Annotated in this window: 20 protein-coding genes; 11 read left to right on the plus strand and 9 right to left on the minus strand. The window is 51.5% G+C overall.

The genetic code is table 11. The features are described from left to right. Positions 1-47 precede the first annotated feature (47 nt). From A3OW_RS0115820 to A3OW_RS0115840, 5 genes are all read right to left on the minus strand, one after another. Positions 48-839, minus strand: coding sequence for an ABC transporter permease (locus tag A3OW_RS0115820; protein ID WP_020564424.1), 792 nt, complete (start codon positions 837-839; stop codon positions 48-50). After that, positions 820-1,488 carry an ABC transporter ATP-binding protein gene (locus A3OW_RS0115825; RefSeq protein WP_020564425.1) on the minus strand — a complete coding sequence of 223 codons (669 nt, stop codon included), beginning with the start codon at positions 1,486-1,488 and terminating at the stop codon, positions 820-822. Before A3OW_RS0115825 ends, A3OW_RS0115820 begins: the two co-directional genes overlap by 20 nt. Positions 1,489-1,919: 431 nt before the next feature. Then, complete coding sequence (gpmI, locus tag A3OW_RS0115830) at positions 1,920-3,563, minus strand: 2,3-bisphosphoglycerate-independent phosphoglycerate mutase (protein ID WP_020564426.1); 1,644 nt, start codon at positions 3,561-3,563, stop codon at positions 1,920-1,922. Positions 3,564-4,047: 484 nt separating this feature from the next. Further along, positions 4,048-4,677, minus strand: a complete 630-nt coding sequence (locus A3OW_RS0115835; RefSeq protein WP_020564427.1) for a PIN domain-containing protein — start codon at positions 4,675-4,677, stop codon at positions 4,048-4,050. Between the two features lie 82 nt (positions 4,678-4,759). Further along, positions 4,760-5,446, minus strand: a complete 687-nt coding sequence (locus A3OW_RS0115840) for a restriction endonuclease (protein ID WP_232422395.1) — start codon at positions 5,444-5,446, stop codon at positions 4,760-4,762. 965 nt (positions 5,447-6,411) lie between these two features. Between A3OW_RS0115840 and A3OW_RS28325 the strand changes: the two genes are divergently transcribed. The 3 genes from A3OW_RS28325 to A3OW_RS28665 all read left to right on the plus strand — a co-directional run bounded on the left by A3OW_RS28325 (position 6,412) and on the right by A3OW_RS28665 (position 7,295). Beyond that, positions 6,412-6,615 (plus strand): hypothetical protein, encoded by a 204-nt coding sequence (locus tag A3OW_RS28325; protein ID WP_020564429.1) that lies wholly within the window; start codon positions 6,412-6,414, stop codon positions 6,613-6,615. Beyond that, positions 6,612-6,992, plus strand: a complete 381-nt coding sequence (locus A3OW_RS28660) for a DNA methyltransferase (RefSeq protein ID WP_051091824.1) — start codon at positions 6,612-6,614, stop codon at positions 6,990-6,992. The genes A3OW_RS28325 and A3OW_RS28660 overlap by 4 nt, the downstream gene beginning before the upstream one ends. A gap of 87 nt (positions 6,993-7,079) precedes the next feature. Next, the gene (locus A3OW_RS28665) at positions 7,080-7,295 is read left to right on the plus strand and encodes a site-specific DNA-methyltransferase (protein ID WP_051091825.1); all 216 of its coding nucleotides are present in this window, start codon (positions 7,080-7,082) and stop codon (positions 7,293-7,295) included. Position 7,296: 1 nt separating this feature from the next. Here A3OW_RS28665 and tnpC read toward each other — a convergent pair whose 3' ends face one another. The 4 genes from tnpC to tnpA all read right to left on the minus strand — a co-directional run bounded on the left by tnpC (position 7,297) and on the right by tnpA (position 10,803). Then, positions 7,297-8,886 (minus strand): IS66 family transposase, encoded by a 1,590-nt coding sequence (gene tnpC / locus A3OW_RS0115855; protein WP_020564393.1) that lies wholly within the window; start codon positions 8,884-8,886, stop codon positions 7,297-7,299. A 74-nt stretch (positions 8,887-8,960) separates the two neighbouring features. After that, entirely contained in the window at positions 8,961-9,314 is a 354-nt protein-coding gene (tnpB, locus tag A3OW_RS0115860) for an IS66 family insertion sequence element accessory protein TnpB (protein ID WP_083918226.1), read from the minus strand. Continuing rightward, positions 9,315-10,428 (minus strand): IS630 family transposase gene (locus tag A3OW_RS27255; RefSeq protein WP_085984322.1). Its coding sequence is split into 2 segments (ribosomal slippage): positions 9,315-10,002 and positions 10,001-10,428, totalling 1,116 coding nucleotides; the frame shifts between segments, so codons are not numbered across the junction. A 9-nt stretch (positions 10,429-10,437) separates the two neighbouring features. Next, a complete protein-coding gene (gene tnpA, locus A3OW_RS29115; protein WP_408605656.1) occupies positions 10,438-10,803 on the minus strand; it encodes an IS66 family insertion sequence element accessory protein TnpA in 366 nt (121 codons plus the stop codon). Positions 10,804-10,941: 138 nt separating this feature from the next. On the opposite strand from tnpA, the gene A3OW_RS27265 reads away from it, so the two are divergent. The 8 genes from A3OW_RS27265 to A3OW_RS0115905 all read left to right on the plus strand — a co-directional run bounded on the left by A3OW_RS27265 (position 10,942) and on the right by A3OW_RS0115905 (position 17,914). Then, positions 10,942-11,250, plus strand: a complete 309-nt coding sequence (locus A3OW_RS27265) for a tyrosine-type recombinase/integrase (protein ID WP_408605675.1) — start codon at positions 10,942-10,944, stop codon at positions 11,248-11,250. Positions 11,251-11,460: 210 nt separating this feature from the next. Continuing rightward, positions 11,461-12,669: a tyrosine-type recombinase/integrase gene (locus A3OW_RS0115875; RefSeq protein WP_026223655.1), complete on the plus strand. Its 1,209-nt coding sequence runs from the start codon at positions 11,461-11,463 to the stop codon at positions 12,667-12,669. 401 nt (positions 12,670-13,070) lie between these two features. Beyond that, positions 13,071-14,240 (plus strand): IS4 family transposase, encoded by a 1,170-nt coding sequence (locus A3OW_RS0115880; protein WP_020564053.1) that lies wholly within the window; start codon positions 13,071-13,073, stop codon positions 14,238-14,240. An 11-nt stretch (positions 14,241-14,251) separates the two neighbouring features. Continuing rightward, complete coding sequence (locus tag A3OW_RS27955; protein WP_157385917.1) at positions 14,252-15,046, plus strand: hypothetical protein; 795 nt, start codon at positions 14,252-14,254, stop codon at positions 15,044-15,046. 174 nt (positions 15,047-15,220) lie between these two features. Continuing rightward, entirely contained in the window at positions 15,221-15,448 is a 228-nt protein-coding gene (locus A3OW_RS27270) for a helix-turn-helix domain-containing protein (protein ID WP_020564433.1), read from the plus strand. A 146-nt stretch (positions 15,449-15,594) separates the two neighbouring features. After that, positions 15,595-16,182, plus strand: a complete 588-nt coding sequence (locus A3OW_RS27960; protein WP_157385918.1) for a hypothetical protein — start codon at positions 15,595-15,597, stop codon at positions 16,180-16,182. A gap of 139 nt (positions 16,183-16,321) precedes the next feature. Further along, the gene (locus A3OW_RS0115900) at positions 16,322-16,792 is read left to right on the plus strand and encodes a helix-turn-helix domain-containing protein (protein ID WP_020564435.1); all 471 of its coding nucleotides are present in this window, start codon (positions 16,322-16,324) and stop codon (positions 16,790-16,792) included. 9 nt (positions 16,793-16,801) lie between these two features. Beyond that, the gene (locus A3OW_RS0115905) at positions 16,802-17,914 is read left to right on the plus strand and encodes a tyrosine-type recombinase/integrase (protein WP_020564436.1); all 1,113 of its coding nucleotides are present in this window, start codon (positions 16,802-16,804) and stop codon (positions 17,912-17,914) included. The last annotated feature ends 121 nt before the right edge of the window (positions 17,915-18,035 follow it).

Raw genomic sequence — 18,035 nt, forward strand, 5'->3', positions numbered from 1 at the left:
TCCTTCCCTGCACGCGATATGAAAACGCTTCGGCGGAGCCGCGCCGGTCAAGATTTCTTGATCACTTCCTCCCTCAATACGTCAAACGCGTTGAAGGCGATCTTCAGGCCGAGCGTCAGGTTCATGAGGCAGGCCAGAGTGGAGCTGGTGAAGATGCAGATCATGATGGCGATCTGGTATTTCACCGCGATCCAGGGTTCGCTGCCGCCCAGAATTTGGCCCGTCATCATGCCGGGCAGTGAGACCAGCCCCATCGTCGCCATGCCGGCGATCGTCGGATTGAGCGCAGCCTTGACGGCATTTCGAAAGTACGGGCGCACGGCTTCCCGTCGGCTCGCGCCCAGCATCAGGAAAGTAGTGTATTCGTTTTCGTTCCTGCGCAGTTCCGAATAGAAGCGTTCCAGGGCGATGACGTTGCCCTGCAGGCAATTGCCGAGGATCATGCCCGCCAACGGTACGATATAACGGGCATCGTAATAATGAGCCGGCTGGATCACCAGGATCACCAGATAGGCGGTGGAAAAAAGCACGCTGGCTGCCACCGCGGTAAAAGTGGCCAGTGCAAAATAGCGCGCTTTCAGTCCGGCACGGCGCAGAATGGTTAAATCGGCGACGATCAGCATCACCAATATCCAGAGACCGTTGAGCCAGGGATGGTTCAGATCGAACAGCGTTTTCAGATAAATGCCGACCAACGCCAGTTGAATGCTCATGCGCAGAATGCCGACGCCGATTTCCCGGTCCAGCCGCAGGCCCGTCAGCCGGAGCAGCAGCCAGGGCAGCAGGCAGAGGCCGTAAAGCAGCGCCATCTGCGGCAGTTCAATATCCCGTGTTGCCATGATGCCTTACCTCGGTCAAACGCCCCGCATCGAGTTCGAAAAGTATGTCGCAGCGCTCCAACCACTCGGAGTCGTGCGCCACCGCAAGGACCGTCAGGCTGGAATCGGAAAATACGTTGAAGACGGCTCGTTTGCTTTCGTCGTCCAGAGCGCTGGTCACTTCGTCGAGCAGATACAGGCTTTTTCCCAACAGCAGCCCCCTGGCCAGAGCGATGCGCTGCTTTTCGCCGCCGGAAATTCGGTTGCTGCTCCGGCCTAAAATGTCCAAAGGCAAGCGCAGCCGTTCCAATACCTCTTTCAGTTGAGCCGGAGTGGGCGTATGACCTCGATGCGCTTTGAATTGAAAAGGCAGCAGCAAGGCTTCCCTGACGCTTTCGGCGCCCAATACCGGTTCTTGTCCGATGTAAGCGGTGCAGCTTCGAACAGCCCGGACAGAGGCCGAGGTCAGCGGTTTTTCCTGAAAATAAACGGTCCCTTGCGCCAGGGGATAAAGTCCCATCAAGGTTTTTAAAACGCTGGTTTTACCGGATCCGGATTTGCCGGATAACGCCGCTTTTTCTCCGGGCGGCAGCGCAAAGCTGACGTCGGATAGAATGGTTTTTCCTTGGGCGATGACCGATACGCGAGCGAAGCGAAGAATAGGAGGCATGTCAGTGAATGAGTCGTGTCCGGTCTATAACTCTACCCTATTCCTTCCGATCGCGTAAGCGCTCATTCTGTTCCCTTCCATTTGCCGGCCTTCCTATGCCCTTACTCATGCACCGCAACTGCTTGCTTTCCTCGGGACTCATTGCCAAGCCATTGGCCAGCCAGGGAGGATCGGCATCGAGCACGGTTTGAAATTCTTACAGTCGGTCGACCGCCTCGATGACTTCCGGCACCTTCACCGGATAAACGTCGGTGCGGATGACCTTGGCGGCGGCTGATTTACTGAACAGACTCTAACTGTAAATATTCAATTCTTCCGATAACTCGATGGGATCACTGCCGATGTGCCTCCCAATTATTGTAGGGTTTGCATTGCAACCTTCCTTGGCTGCGGCTGTTCACCACATACCGCAGCGAGCAAGTGCAAAGACCTTAAGCGGGTTCGATCAGGCTCGGATCGTAGTCTTCCGGGGCCTCGAAGCCGAGCAGATTCAGCACGGTCGCGGCGATGTTCGACAGGCCCGGGGTCACTAGATCCTCGCGCAGTTGGTACGAAGGATCCACTTCGCCCGAGATCAGCACGAACGGCACCGGATTCAGCGTGTGCGAGGTCTTGGCCTTGGTACGGCCTTCCGCGTCCCGGGTCACGTTGCCTTTTTTATCGAGTTCGTACATTTCGTCGGCGTTACCGTGATCGGCGGTGACAATCGCCGTGCCTTTCGCTTCCAGAATCACCGGAATCAAGCGCGCCAATTGCAGGTCCAGGCTCTGCATCGCAGTCACCGCCGCTTCGAAGTTGCCGGTGTGGCCGACCATGTCGCCGTTGGCGTAGTTGACCCGCAAATACCGGTACCGGCCGCTGCGGACCGCGTCGATCAGCGCGTCGGTGATTTCGGCGCATTTCATCCACGGCCGCTGTTCGAACGGCACGACGTCGCTCGGAATTTCAACGTAGGTTTCCAGCGCGTCGTCGAATTTGCCGGTGCGGTTGCCGTTCCAGAAATAAGTGACGTGGCCGTATTTTTGCGTTTCGCTGATCGCATATTGCGAAATGCCGTTTCTGGCCAGGTATTCGCCCATCGTCCGATCGATCGCGGGCGGTTCGACCAGAAAGCGCGGCGGCAGTTTGGTATCGCCGTCGTACTGCATCATGCCGGCGTAGGTGACTTTCGGCAGCGGGCCGCGCGAGAAGGCGGTGAAATGTTCTTCGGTAAAGGCACGCGAAATTTCAATGGCGCGGTCGCCGCGGAAATTGAAGAATACCACCGCATCGCCGTCGACGATCGGACCCAAGGGCTTGCCGTCTTTGGCGATGACGAAGCCCGGCAGATCCTGGTCGATGACCTTCAATTCGTTGCGGTAGGTGACGATGGCCTCATGGGCGCTGGCGAACTGGCGCCCTTCGCCGCGCACGTGGATGTCCCAACCGCGCTGCACCATCGCCCAGTTCGCTTCGTAACGGTCCATCGTGATGGTCATGCGGCCGCCGCCGGAAGCGATCGCCACGTCGAACCCGGGGCCGCGCAAGCCGTCCAGATACGCTTCGAACGGATCGACGTAGTCCAGCGCCGAGGTTTCGCCGACGTCGCGGCCGTCCAGCAGAAGATGCAAGCGCACTTTCGGCACCCCTTCCTTTCTGGCTTGTTCCAGCATCGCCTTAAGATGGTCGATATGCGAATGCACGTTGCCGTCGGAAAACAGGCCGATAAAATGCAGCGTACCGCCCTGCTTGGCGGCAGCCACCACGTCGTGCCAGGCCCGGCCTTCCCACAAGTGACCGCTGGCGATCGATTCCGCCACCAGTTTGGCGCCCTGGGCGAATACGCGGCCCGCGCCGATGGCGTTGTGTCCGACTTCGCTGTTGCCCATGTCTTCGTCGCTGGGCATGCCGACCGCGGTGCCGTGCGCGAGCAACGTGGTCGTCGGAAAGTTCGCCATCAGGCGATCCAGCATCGGAGTCCGGGCGGTTTTGACTGCATCGCCGTCCTCGCGCGGAGAAATGCCCACTCCGTCGAGCACGATGGTGACGACGGGACCTGGACAAGCGGAAAAACGGGAAGATTTTTCTAATTTCATAGGGTTTTTTGAGTGGGGTGAAAATAAGCTGAACAAATAAAATAAGGCCGTTGCGGCGATCAAGCATCTATTTTAACATAGGTCGCTTGACAAGCGGTTTCGTATCACGATTGGTTGGATGCCACCCGTTTAAGGTCATCTAAGGACAGAGGTAGAGCAGCGACAGCTCGCAGGATGAATGAGCCTGTGAACCTTATCTATTCCGAATAATGCGATTACCTATTGAGTGGAGATTGCGGAATTACCCTCTGTCCCCGATCTGGATACCGAGGCCCGAATTGCCAGCGATGGAGCGGTCAATGCCATAGGCGCCGTTGCCAGAGCCAAGAGCATACAACCTGCAAGTGAGATTTAAATAAGTATTGAAAGTTGTCATAACCGAGCACTGGTAATTCCGGGATTGTTTGTGCCGCCGCCGTATTTAAGAGCAAGTAACCCGGATGGCCTTTTGCAGAATCCGGACTGCTTGCCAAGCTGTAGAAAATCAGGAAGATTCCGGGAATCTGTAATGCACTTTGCCGTTATCGTTAACGATGACTTGTCGTTTGACTAGCTCACCGATGATGTTATCTATGGCCTCGCTGGGCAATGTTCTGCCAAAATAGGCATTGATTGCATTGCTCAGGGTATCAATCTTTCTTGGTTTGGCATTACCCCGACTGATCAAAAAATCTACGGTCGCCTCTACTCGTTCCGGAAGAGTTTTAACCCCCGAGCCTTTGAGAATCAAGATGTCATTGATTTGCGCATATTTCTGGACTAATACCTTTTGATCCCGAAGATGCTTGATTACCGTGTCAAAACCTGAATCTTTGGAAATAATGTGGAAATAACCGTTAACTTCCTTCTCTATCAGTCGCCCAAGATATAAAACCAAATGAAAATCCAGCGCATTTTTGCCTATGCCGTCCACTCTGATGTATTCCGCATTTTTGCCTAATGCCTGCATCGATGCAGCCAGTTCGATAGGAATCTTATTCTGAGTCGCGCCGACAAAAAGCAGAACTCTGAAGGGGTATTCCGATACTATTGAAAGAGAAGCGGGCTGAACATTTTCATAGTCAATCAGTATATAGTTCGTTCTTAGCTTCTTTTCGGTTGTGTCCATATTCATTTTAAAAATAATTTTTCCGTTAATAGAAGTCGTACATTAAAAAACAAGCCGACCATGGATTATTGATTAACAAGGTACAATTTCAGCTTTTTAGAAATTCCTGATTTTTAACCTGCATGGTGATTTTGCATCTGGGGTAGTTCACACATCCCCAAAATTCCCCACCGGCATTCTTTCCGGTTTTGGCTTTGCGCTTGACCATTTTTATATCGCATTTTACACAAGTGGGCACTTTATAATCTCCTGATCGAGCAAGGTTATCCAAGCGTTTCCGCTCGATTTCATCCAGATTGTTTACCAAACTAATAAATTCATCACTATCGATCAGTAACAGGTTTTTGCCTTCTGCGAATTCAAGAGCTTCTTTACTGAATTCGGATGTGGTTAAGAATATGCCGTGCCGAATATTATCGGCCGCCATAATGCCGTATAGCTCGCGTATTAGGCTCACACCGATCGGCTTACTCCAGGATTTGCATTGACCGACCGCAAAAACCTTGCCACTGCCGTCGCTGATTTTTATATCAATTCCTCCGTCAGCGCCGGTGCACGTTACGTTCGCCATGCAATTCTTGATTCTCAAATACTCCATCGAAATTTCTTCAAATCGTTTCCATTCGAGGGACTTCAGAAAAGCCTTGTCCCACTTGGTAGGCAGCTCGGGATTTTTCGTTTCTGAAGTTACTGACGTTGAAGGTCCGGCATACCGGCTCGCAATATCGGTTCTACTGTCTCGAATGTTTTTTATTATGCTTTTAATTATGCTCATCATCGTTCTCTATCGGCATTCATCTACTGACTTTTTATAGTCTGGAACCAAAAATAGCACAATTAGTGAAAGTCGGGGCAGGTCCTGCAAAGTCTCCAGGATCATTAATTGCTTGCATGCAAGATCTGACCTTAATTTCTGGCCCTCCAATTCCCTGCAGATGTTGGAGAGTTGATTGACTGAGGGATTATCCCTCACGGTCTGAAAACTCCTTTTTGAGTGGCTGAACAAATGCCAGAACGATAACTGCGCCCCACAGGTAGGAAGCAAGAAATGAGATTGAAAATGCCAGGCCAGACTGAGCGTAAGCTCCGGAGAACGGCCAACAAAACAATGAAAGCGCTGTGGCAATGACTGACAGACGAGGAGCCCATGAACGAAACCGGAACAGGCCATAGATACTTACGAACAAAAGAATAACGACGATAATGCCCATCACGGCTGAAATCGCTATTCGCGAGGGGAATTCATGAGGTGGTGGAATGAGAGCGGGAGGTCGGCAGTTCCTCCATCCATCGGTTTTAACAACCCATGAGCGTGGACGCCGAATTTCCACGCCTCGCTCTCATCCGAAAGTTATCATAGGCCGAGTCATGATTGAAATTAATATCGACTACGCCCAAATCAAACGCGTTTGCAGCTCATCCTATGAAACTGGGTAAAGCGCCATGAGCGGCGCCGGACTCGAACCGGATCATGCAATCGCTTTCGCGCCTGTAACCGTTCCTATTGGAAACTACCGCTCATGGCTATTTGACAAGATAAATCAGAATGGCTACGAGTTCAATCCATCAAAAACCACCAGGCGACCTGACAGTTCAGCAATTGGCCGAACTGCAACTGCCGGTCGGCTGGACGCTGGACTGGACTCAGGCAACCTAGCTGGTGACGAGCGGAGCCTATTCGTACATGAATCAAACGCCGATTCAGGCGCGCGGCTAGCTCAGACCGTATCGAACAATCTGATGACCGACGTCGTCGGCTGCCGAGCGTTGGGTTCGCGCATTCTGGCCGGGCAATACACTCTGCCGATCGTCAAAAGCCTGACCCTGCCATTGTATGGCGACGGCTTGCCCTATGTGCGGCGGCCATTGGGCCGGCTCCGGTGCACGAGGAATCGTTCCCAGGCGGCGGTTATACGCTCTATAAAAACGATTTTCGCGATTTGAAACAACGCATTCTCAGCGCTTCCGTGGACGCGGTGATTACCGATCCGCCTTACGGCTCAGGCGGATTTACCGTCAAGGACGTGCTCAAAACGTCAAAAACCAAATATGTCAGTTCCTCGGCCAGTTATCAGACGACTCTGCTGGACATCGACGGCGATTCGCAGCATCCCGAAGCCTGGAAGCAGTTGATGCAGGGCGTTTGCTTAGAGGCCAAGAGGGTGTTAAAACCCGGCGGCATTCTGGTGATGTTCATCGATTGGCGCAACCTGGCAGCGCTGCAATCGTGTATTCACGCGTCCGGATTGACTCAACGCGGCGTGTCGGTTTGGGATAAAGGGCTTGCGTCTCGACCTATGAAGAACGGTTTTCGAAACTAGGCGGAATATCTGCTCTGGGCCACCCAGGGAAAAATGCCGTCCACTCATCCGCCTGTGTATTTGCCCGGCGTTTTCAGGCATACGACGATGACCAACGGCAAAGTCCATATTACCCAAAAACCTGAATCCCTTATGGCTGAAATAATCCGGATTTGTCCTCCCGGAGGCCTGATCTTCGACCCTTTCATGGGCAGTGGTACGACCGGAGTGTCAGCCTTAAAATCCGGCCGAAAGTTTATCGGATGCGAGACGGTGGAGCGTAAGCGTCTAGCCGTCCCACATCGTCGGCTGTTCTGGTTATGATTTAATCCGTGACAGCGAAAGGCAGCAGTTCGTCAATGCGGCTGTTGGGCCAGGTGGGGAGTTTTTCCAGGATATCTTTTAACCAGGCCGAGGGATCGAGGCCGTTGAGCTTGGCGGTGCCGAGCAAGGTTTGAATGACCGCCGCCCGTTGGCCGGCGCGTTCGGAACCTGCGAACAGCCAGTTCTTTTTACCCAAGGCAATCGGCCGAATGCTGTTTTCGACAGGGTTGTTGTCGATGGGCAAATCACCGGTTTCGGCGTAACGCCTCAGCGCGTCCCAGCGCTTCAAGCTGTAATCAATCGCTTTGGCGGTGGCACTGTTGGGCGCGGTGGTCAGTCGGGTCTGTTGCAGCCAATCGTGCAGGCCGACCAGTGCCGGCCGGCTTTTCTGGACGCGCAAGGCTTGGCGCTCAGCAGGCGTTAGGGCACGACCTTCGGCTTCGATCGCATACAATACGGCGATGCGGCTCAAGGCTTCTTGCGCGATCGGACTCTGACTGGCCTGGAACAAGTCGAAGAATTTCCGCCGCGCATGCGCCCAACAGGCCAGTTCAACACACGGTTCGATTAGGCGTTGATCCTCGGGATGCGCACGGGCGGCCGCAAACAGGGCTTTGTAGCCGGCGTAGTCATCGACCACGAGGTAGCCTTGCCAATCGCCTAGAAACTGCCCGGCATGCCGGCCGCTGCGGCCGGCTTGATAATCGAAGACGAGGATCTTCGGCCCCGGTTGCAGGTCATTGCTGCGGTAGGCCCACAGGTAGGCTTTCTTGGTTTTGCCGTTGCCGGGATCCAGTTGCGGCACTGGCGTCTCATCGGCATGCAGGCAATCGCGTTGCAAGAGGTGCCAGGTCAATCGATCGGACAAAGGCTGCAAGGCCACGCCGAGGCGCCCGACCCAATCGGCCAAGGTGGAACGGGATAAGGCAACGCCGTCGCGGGCGGCGATTTGCTCCAAGCGATACAGCGGCAGATGGTCCTGGAATTTGCTGATCATCACCCAGCTCAACAAGCCGACCGCCGCCATCCCGCCATCGATCACCGCCGGCGGAATCGGCGCCGCCGTCACGGTTTCGCAGCTCCGGCAAGCGTACTGGGGGCGGATATGTCGGTGCACGAAAAACCGGGCTGGCTCGACATCCAGTTGCTCGGTCACATCTTCGCCGATCTGGATCAAGTCCCGGCCGCATTGGCCGCAAGTGCAGGATTCGGGTTCATGCCGGTGTTCGATGCGAGGCAAGTGAGACGGTAACGGTTGCCGGCCGGCGCGTAAGCGTTTGGGGCGAGCGACAGTGTCGCAAGGTTCGTCCTGCAGTTGCTCGACTTCGGCATCGATGGCCGAAATATCCGTGTTCCAGGTTTCCTCGAACACATCCCGCTGCAGCGGCGCCCAGGCTTCGCTTTGGGTACTGAAACGGATGCGCTTGTAATAGGCCAACTCGTGCGTCAGCGCGGCGATTTTGACGTCTTTGCTCTGAATGGCTTTGGCATCCCGCTCAGCCTGCTCGATCAGCGCTTGAATCAATGCGGCTACTTCGGTTTTTGCCGAAGGCTCCAGGTTCAACTGATCGAGTTTGGCGAGGGGGTTCATGGCTGTCATTATACCGTATGAACCCTCTGAGCGCCTTGATTTTATTGAGTTTCATCGGTTTTTAAAGTTTCACCTTACACCCGCCATTCTGCTGACGGTTGTGCCGATAGCCGTTGCCAGTCGACGCCGGCGGCTAACCAGTGCCACTGCGCCTGACTGATCGCAAACACCGCTTCATTGGCTTTAGGCCATACAAAAACCCCCTGGTGCAGACGCCGCTGACAGAGCCAAACCCCATTGCCGTCCCACAGCAACAGGCGTAACCGATTGCCGGCACGGTTGCGGAAGATAAAGGCCGATCCGGCGCCCGGCGAATGTCCCAGGCTCTCCTGGACGATCGCGGTTAAGCCATCCAGGCCACGGCGCATATCGACCGGCGCCACCGCCAGCCAAATCTGCGCCGGACTTGCGATCAGGCTAGTAGTCAGTCACGAAGAAACACAAGGATACAGGCGAGCCAGTTTACGTCGTGCCTGTTGCGTCGTAAATCGCCAATTGACGGGCGTCGCCTTGGTGTTGCGCGGTAGGATATTGGCTTCGACCTCACGCCGGAGGCTCTCTGTGTCCGGTATCCGCTGTGATAAACACATGTTCGACAAGACGGCCAGTTCGATCTCAGCGATGTTTAGCCAACTGCCATGCTTGGGCGTGTAGTGGAACTCCAGCCGTCGCGCCAATTCACGGGCTTGCTCTGCTGGAAAGGCTTCATACAAAGACGCCATTTTATGGGTATTCAGATTGTCCAGCACCACCCGGATCACCGCCGCGTCCGGATAAAGTTCAGCGATATGCTTCATGCTGTGCGCGAATTCGATTTTGGTCCGCCGCGCGGTGATGTCCACCTGCCGAAAACCGCGTTTAGGTTCGCAGATCATCATCAAATCGCAGACGCCTTTCCGTTCATAGCCGGTGTCATAGCGGGCCGGTTGACCGGGCTCAGGCGGGAGAGGTTGGCGGACTTCCGCAATGAGTTGCTTCGGACTTTCGTCGAAACACACAACCGGGCGCAACGGATCGTAGGGTTCTTCATAAAGGTCCAGCACGTCTTCCATCGCCGCGACAAATTCAGCACTCACCTCGGGAATGCACCACTCTTGCTTCTGCCAGGGTTTGAGAGTGTTTTTTTAAAAGCTGACGGATGGTTTCATAGCTGCAACGGTCGGCATACGCTAATTCCACCACTTTGTCCGCCAACAACCGCAAGGTCCAGTGATCATGCCCTGTCGGCGCCTCACTACAAGCCAAGGCGATAATATGGGCGGCCTGCTTCTCCGTCAGTTTTGGGGCACGTCCTGGACGGGGGCGTTCTTTCAGGGCGGCTTCCGGGCCTTCTTCCACACACCGTTGGCGCGTCGTCAACACCATTGATTCCGAGACACCCAAAGCTTGGATAATGTCTTTATCCTGAATACCCGCTGCCGCTTTTAATAAAATTCGCGCGCGTGTCAGATGGCGTGCCGCGGCTTTTCCTTTGTTGATCATGGCTTCCAAGCCACGCTTTTCGTCTTCAGTCAGATTGACTTTGTATTTAAGAGCTGGCATTGCTTGACCTCAATCAGTAACCATCAATGCCACTATAGAGTGACTTACAAGCCCAATATATCCTTTTGATTTAAATTGACTGACTACTAGGCATCGTAACAGCTCTGCCAACCAAACGGCCGAAACGGTCGCGGGCAACTCCAGCCGGTGACCTTGGCGACACTGCAGCACCAGACGCTCGATGGATGGGGCTGCGTTTTCAACGTGGACCGGGATCAAGGCCAAGGGCGGGACGCCTCGACCCTTGCGGTAATCCGATAGTCGTGCCGCAAAGGTACGACTGTTAAGGCTGTGTTGCCGGCAATAAGCCGACTGCTTTAAATCACTGCTTTGCCAAGCTTCGATATGATCGAGCCATCGTTTCGATAATGCCATGATTCATCCTCGCCAAAAATAACAAGGATGAACTGTCCGGTAGTGCTTGAACAGATGGGACGGCTAGACGCTTACGGTGGAGCAGTATTTTTTATCGGCGAAAAAGAGATGTGAAGAAGCAGTTAAATATTCGCAAAAATAACGACGAAAATAAGCGGCTTGACGGTATGCCTTAGTGCCAAATATCGCGCAAATTTACAGCATGATCTGCGCCATACCTGGGCAAGCTGGCTTGTTCAGGCCGGAACGCCGCTTCACGCTCTTCAAGAGTTAGGCGGCTGGGAATCGGTCGAAATGGTCCGCCGTTACGCGCACTTCTCCAGTGACCATCTGGCGGATTACGTTGAGCGCTTATCGGGCCTTCGGGCTGTTTCTGACCAAGTAGACGGCTACGATTTGGCTACAGGGAACAATCAAGGGGTGAAGAAAAATAACGCAAGTTATTGATTTTATGGAGCCAATGACGGGATTCGAACCCGTGACCTACTGATTACGAATTTGAAGGTCTACTATTTCATGCTGATTACCTAACTTTAACAAGTCTTTACAAATCAATATATAAATCCTATCATGGCCTTAACGGTGCTACACGAAATTTAACGAAATTTGACTGAATGCGTAGCACCAGTGTAGCACAAGAAACGAGGGTATGATATTATGAAAACGCATTTCAACTTCACCAAGCCACAGCTTGAAGCACTGCCGACACCACCCGCTGGCGAGCGCATTATCTACCACGACACCCATAAGAACGCTTCTGGTTTACAGCTCAGGCACACCGGCACCACCAAAACGTTCTTCATTCAGAAACGAGTGGACGGCAAGCCGGAGCGAGTCACTATCGGCAGATTTCCCGATGTATCGATTGAGAATGCCAGAAAGGAAGCAACCCGGCTTAGTGCATTGATTGCTCAGAAAATCAACCCTAACAACGACTCCAGAGCATTAAAGACCGAAACCACGCTGCAAGATTTGTTCGACGAATTTCTGAAACATCGGCGTAATAAAAGAGGCGCGTTTCTGTCGGAGAAAACCAAACGGAGCTATCGTTATGACTTTGGCTTGTATTTGGAGAAATGGGGCAAACGCAAACTATCGCAGTTTAAAGATACCGACTTCGGCAAACTCCATGCGGATATCGGAAAGGAGCATCCCACCACCGCCAACCGTGTTATTGCATTGGCGTCGAGTCTGTTTGGTTATGCCGCCGAACGGAAGATATTTAAAGGCGCGAATCCGGCGCACGGCATCAAAAAATTCCCGGAGACCAAAAGAGACCGGTTTTTACAGTCGGACGAGCTTCCGGCGTTTTTTGAGGCACTGGCGGAAGAACCTAATGATACTCTACGTGATTATTTTCTGCTTGCACTGTTGACCGGAGCGCGGCGCTCTAATGTCCTGGAGATGCAGTGGAGTCAGATCAATCTGAATCGGGCCGAGTGGCGCATCCCCACCACCAAAAACGGAGAGCCGCAAACCGTCACATTGACTTCGGAAGCTATAACCATTCTGCAAACCAGACGGGGATGTGATCCTGTTTGGGTATTTCCTGGAACCGGCGCGACCGGTCATCTTGTCGAGCCGAAGAAGGCATGGCGGCGGGTTCTGAATCGTGCATGCATTGATGACTTACGCATTCATGACTTACGACGGACGCTAGGCAGTTGGCAAGCGAAAACCGGCGCATCGTTGGCCATTGTAGGCAAATCCTTGAATCACAAATCACCGAGCACCACGGCAATCTATGCTCGCTTGGATTTAGACCCTGTGCGGGAATCAGTCGAACGGGCTACCGGAGCTATACTGGCAGCGGCAGGGTTGAAGCAGCCGGCGGAAGTTGTTCCATTGCAACAAAGCAAAAAATAAGATGCTATAAGACAATACATTGTGTTTAATTAAAGTATGAATACAATATATTGTATTTGGCGATAAATATTTACTGCGTTGGCTAAGCAAACCGGCCATAGATCAAATACCTTCAATTCGGGGTAAAGATACAGAATTTTTTAGCCAAGCTTTATAGCTCCAACATAAGGAAGAATCGATGACCATAACAAAAAGCAAAACGCATGAAGAATCGATCGACGCAGAAGCTTTGGAGTTACTAAAGTTATATTTAGATAAAGACTCCAATCATTACTGTCCGGTTAAGAACGGTCTGAAATCGCTATAAGCCATGATTTTCAAGATCTCCAGCGCAATAAAAAGTGGTGTCGATTTGAACGAAGATTTGGTGCAACCTTCCGGCTTTTGCCCGGGAGGCGGCAATGAATACTGGCAAGACTTTGTTTGCCCAACTCATGGACTTTTTGCCATGGACCACATTCACGCGCATCGTCGACCGTTACGACGGCAACCGTCGGGTACGAACCTTTTCGTGCGCCGAACATTACCGAGTGATGGCCTTTGCGCAACTGACCTACCGGGAAAGCCTGCGCGACATCGAAGCCAGTTTGTCGGCGCAAGCCCACAAGCTCTACCACCTGGGGTTCCGGGAACCCGTGCGGCGCTCGACTCTGGCCGACGCCAACGAAACACGCGATTGGCGGATCTACGCGGAATTTGCTCAGCGGTTGATTGCTCATGCGCGAACACTCTACGCCCAGGAAGACTTGGGATTGGAACTGACGAACACGGTCTATGCGTTGGACTCGACCACGATCGACTTGTGCCTGTCGGTGTTTCCTTGGGCCTTGTTCCGATCCACCAAGTCGGCGGTCAAAATGCACACTTTGCTTGACCTTCGGGGCAACATTCCGAGTTTCATCCATATCTCTGACGGCAAGCTGCATGATGTCCATGCGCTCGATCTGTTGTTGCCCGAAGCCGGCGCCATCTATGTGATGGACCGGGGTTATATCGATTTTGCCAGACTCCATGCGCTGCACCGTGCGGGCGGTTTCTTTGTGACCCGTGCCAAAACCAACCTGGCTGCGCACCGCGTCTACTCCCATCCGGTGGACCGAGAAACCGGCTTGGTGTGCGACCAGACCATCGCGCTGGACGGCTTCTACACCCAGAAAGACTATCCCGATCATTTGCGCCGTATCCGTTTTAACGACCTCGACAACGGCAAGCGTTTGATCTTTCTGAGCAACCACTTCGAGTTACCGGCACTGACGATCTGCCTGCTCTATAAAAGCAGGTGGCAAGTTGAACTGTTTTTCAAATGGATCAAGCAGCATCTTCGCATCAAACAATTCTATGGAACCTCCGAGAACGCCGTAAAAACCCAAATCTGGATTGCCGTTTCGGTCTATGTGCTGGTTGCCATTATCAAGAAACGACTCAATTTGGAGGCTTCCCTGTACACTTTGTTACAGATTTTATCAGTCACTCTGTTTGAAAAAATCTCATTACAACAGGCACTTGTGAATTCACAACACAAATCCAGCAGCTCGGATTTCGATAACCAATTAGATTTATTTAACTTTTAAACCGGACAGTAGTGGACTCCAATAAATTTGAAAAGCAAAAATGGGATGAATTTTGTTGCTCCGGGCGGTGGACAAAAGTATTTATAGGAAAACAAAGCAGTAGCTTTTTGGCAAAAAGAACAATAGGTGCGGCTTGCGCAAAAGTGTTTTCTCAAGTTTCACCTGAAAATGAACCGCCTATTGTCACTGCCGCTAAAGTCCATAACGTCAGGGAATCTGCGAAAAAATTGCACAGCCATATTCGGGAACCTTTGCCCTATCCGCCGCAGTCTATGACCGCTGGTTTTAATAATGGCCTACGCTCCCTTATGGAGTGGCGACATTCTGACTGCATCACGCTTACCTCGCAACGTGGAAAAATATGGCGGCGTTGGTGCGCCCACGAACTTGCTAGGGAAATGCTTTGGGGCTTCCATGAAGCACCCGATAAGTTAATTGCCGAATTGCTTTCACTGCTGTGGGGACCTGTCGATGATGCATGGATACGGAAAATTCTTTGCGCCGCCACACGGGAAAACCTCCGTCTAGAGTTAAAACAACATTTGGCCTATCAAACAGCGGATCATATTTCATCCGTCATCGCCGAAGGGATTATTAATTCGGTAAAACAGGTTTGTACCGAAGAGGCAAAAGAGCAAGCCGAAAAGCTACTGGAGCAGGCTAAGCGGTTGCTTTCAGGAAAACCGCGTTTTGAAGACGATGCTGAAGCGGAATTAGCTGCAATGGAAGCTCTAGGCTGTATTTCCGATGAATTCAGAGCACAGGCGATCATAGGCGAGATCAGGCGGCTGGATACTGAATGCTAGCGCCCTAATTATCAGAAAGGGACGTTACAGATATAAAAGCAGCCTTTAACTTACCGTGAAAGCATAAGCCCTAAGACAACCCTCAACCTACCGGCAAGAACACTTGCTTTCCATTGTTTTTTGTATGTAGATAATAACTGCTGTCTTTAATAAAACCTCAAGGTGGTTTCTAAAATGGCAGCAGTTACAACCAACCCCGTTCCTACCCCAAACGCCGACTTGCTTACTAATGATCAAGCGGCGGACTACATAGGCGTTACTCCTCGCACCCTCGAAGTCTGGCGTTGTACCAAACGCCACGCAATCCCATACATCAAAGTCGGACGTTTAGTTAAGTACCGAAAGTCCGCGCTGGACGCATTCTTGGAACGACAAACCGTAGGCGCGATGGAAAAAGACTAAAGGAGAGGAATACCTATAGAAAACATAGCCGCCAAGTGTGGGGACACCTAAGCGGCTTCAAGTAATGCAATTCCAAACAATATTTTATCGCAAGAATGGAAAAATCGAATGCTTCCGTTTCCGTTAATGCGCAGGATGGCTGAACTATGTCTGATAAAAGACAACGATTTAAAGGCCGACGTACAGATCATACGTTTTTTATGAAGCCACATCATATCTTCAAGGCGGACTGCAAAAAAAATATTCCGTCACCGGCCTCTGTTTTAACTCATAAAGCGGCAAATATGCTCGATAACCTCATGGCGCAATTGAACGGCAGCAACAACGGTGATCTATCCGCAGCCCCTAAGATTATGAGGCTTTATGGCTGGACTTCACAAGGTTCAGCACACGATGCGTTAACTGAACTCTTGGCTTTGGGATTCATAGAACAGACGCGGCAAGGCGGGAGAAATAAATGTTCTCTCTATGCGGTGACCTGGTTACCTATCCACGAATGTGAAGGCAAGTTGGATGTGAAGCCGACCAGAATACCATCTAACCTTTGGAAACCCGAAAATGCAGATAAAATTGATCCACGCTTTGTGGCGACATGGCATAAACGCAAGCAAAAAACGCAACCGCCTCGGCCACCAAAATTAAAAAGTGTTCCCGCTATTCGGACAAACGATGACGCTATCCGGACAAGTCATCTAAAACCGTCACCTGAAACCGGTCTGAGCTGTTCGCTATGAAGACAAGTCAACGCTCTTTTAATCGTTTTTGTTGCCGCTTTTCGGACAGCTTTATAGATATATACCATGGGGTAAGGGACCTCATAGCGTGCCTTCAACAAGCTTTCGACCGGATGGTGATGAGCCGGAGAGTTTCATAATGGCTAAGCACCACAATCCCAATTTAGCCAAAATCCATCGTAACTATACGGTGGAAGAAGTAGCCCATTTGTTTGGTGTCCATAAAAATACCGTGCGGGTGTGGATCAAAGATGGACTGGTGACCATTGATAATAAAAGACCCCTATTAATCCGGGGTTCCAGCCTGCGCGAGTACTTGCAGAGCAAAAGAGCCAGCGCCAAGCGGAAATGCCGGCCTGATGAGATTTATTGCGTCCGCTGCCGATCACCCCAGCGGCCCGCTGAAAATATGGTGGATTATGAACTCATCAATTCCAACACCGGACGCCTCATCGGTCTATGCCCATGCTGCAACGGCATCATCAACAAATATTTCAATACTGCCCAGTTAGAGCGAATTCACGACAAATTGGACATCACGCTACCGAAAGCACTGAAACACATAAACGAGAGTACTAACCCCCTCGTGAACAGTGACTTTATAAAGTGAGTTGAAATTATGATAAAACACAACGCTAATAACGAACGGATCAAGCGCCAATACTTCATTTTTCTGAAAGAAGCGAAACGCCAGAATGACAGTTCGGTAGATGCAGTCGCCAAGGCCATCAGCCGATTTGAAGTCTATACTAAATACCGTGATTTTAAAGCTTTTCATTTTCAGCAGGCGGTTGGATTTAAAGCGCATCTCGCCAAACAAACCAACCAACAAACCGGCAAGCCATTAAGTAAAGCCACGATGAACTCCACCTTGGGGCAATTGAAAAGCTTTTTCCAGTGGTTGGCGATGCAATCCGGCTATAAATCGCGCATCATCTACACCGATACCGAATACTTCAACCTGTCCGAAAAGGAAGTCCGTATTGCGACAGCGAGACGAGAAACCGCCGTACCAACGATGGAGCAAATTACACATGTCATTGACTCCATGCCCAGCAATACCGACATAGAACGGCGAAACCGCGCACTGATCGCTTTTACTTTATTGACCGGCGCAAGAGATAGCGCGATCGCATCGATGAAATTAAAACACATAGACATCGCCAGCAACTGTGTTTTTCAGGATGCCAGGGAGGTGAATACTAAATTCAGCAAGACCTTCACCACGTTCTTCTTTCCTGTTGGCGATCAGATACAGCAAATCGTCTGTGACTGGGTTCGTTATCTGAAAGAAGCATTGCTTTGGGGACACGACGACCCGTTATTTCCTAAAACCCATGTCGTTGTGGGTGAAGACCGGTTTTTTAAACCGTCAGGACTTCAGAATGCCCATTGGAACAATGCATCGCCGATACGAACCATTTTCCGTGAAGCTTTCAAATCAGCTGGTTTGCCATATTTTAACCCTCACAGCTTTCGTAAAACTCTGGTAACGCTTGGCCAGCAGCTTTGCCAAACCCCTGAAGAATTTAAGTCCTGGAGCCAGAATTTAGGCCATGAAGATGTATTGACGACCTTGTATAGTTACGGTCATGTGCAACCACATCGGCAGGGCGAGATCATCCAACAACTAAAGTTGCCACGGGTTTCTACGAACCAAAATGCTGATGAAATTGCCAGAGCTGTAGTTAAGGCTATGGCTGATCAAAAAATGCGGCAACATGGTGTTTAACAATTTTGTTTTATCAGTTACCCTATTCATATAACCGGAGGAAGGTAAACAAAAACAACATAGTCTGCGCACTTTGCGTCAGAAGATTTCTATAATAATCAAAATTCGCTCAATATACGTT

Origin of the sequence: Methylosarcina fibrata AML-C10 (assembly GCF_000372865.1) — a bacterium.
In the GTDB taxonomy this organism is placed as follows: Bacteria; Pseudomonadota; Gammaproteobacteria; order Methylococcales; family Methylomonadaceae; genus Methylosarcina; species Methylosarcina fibrata.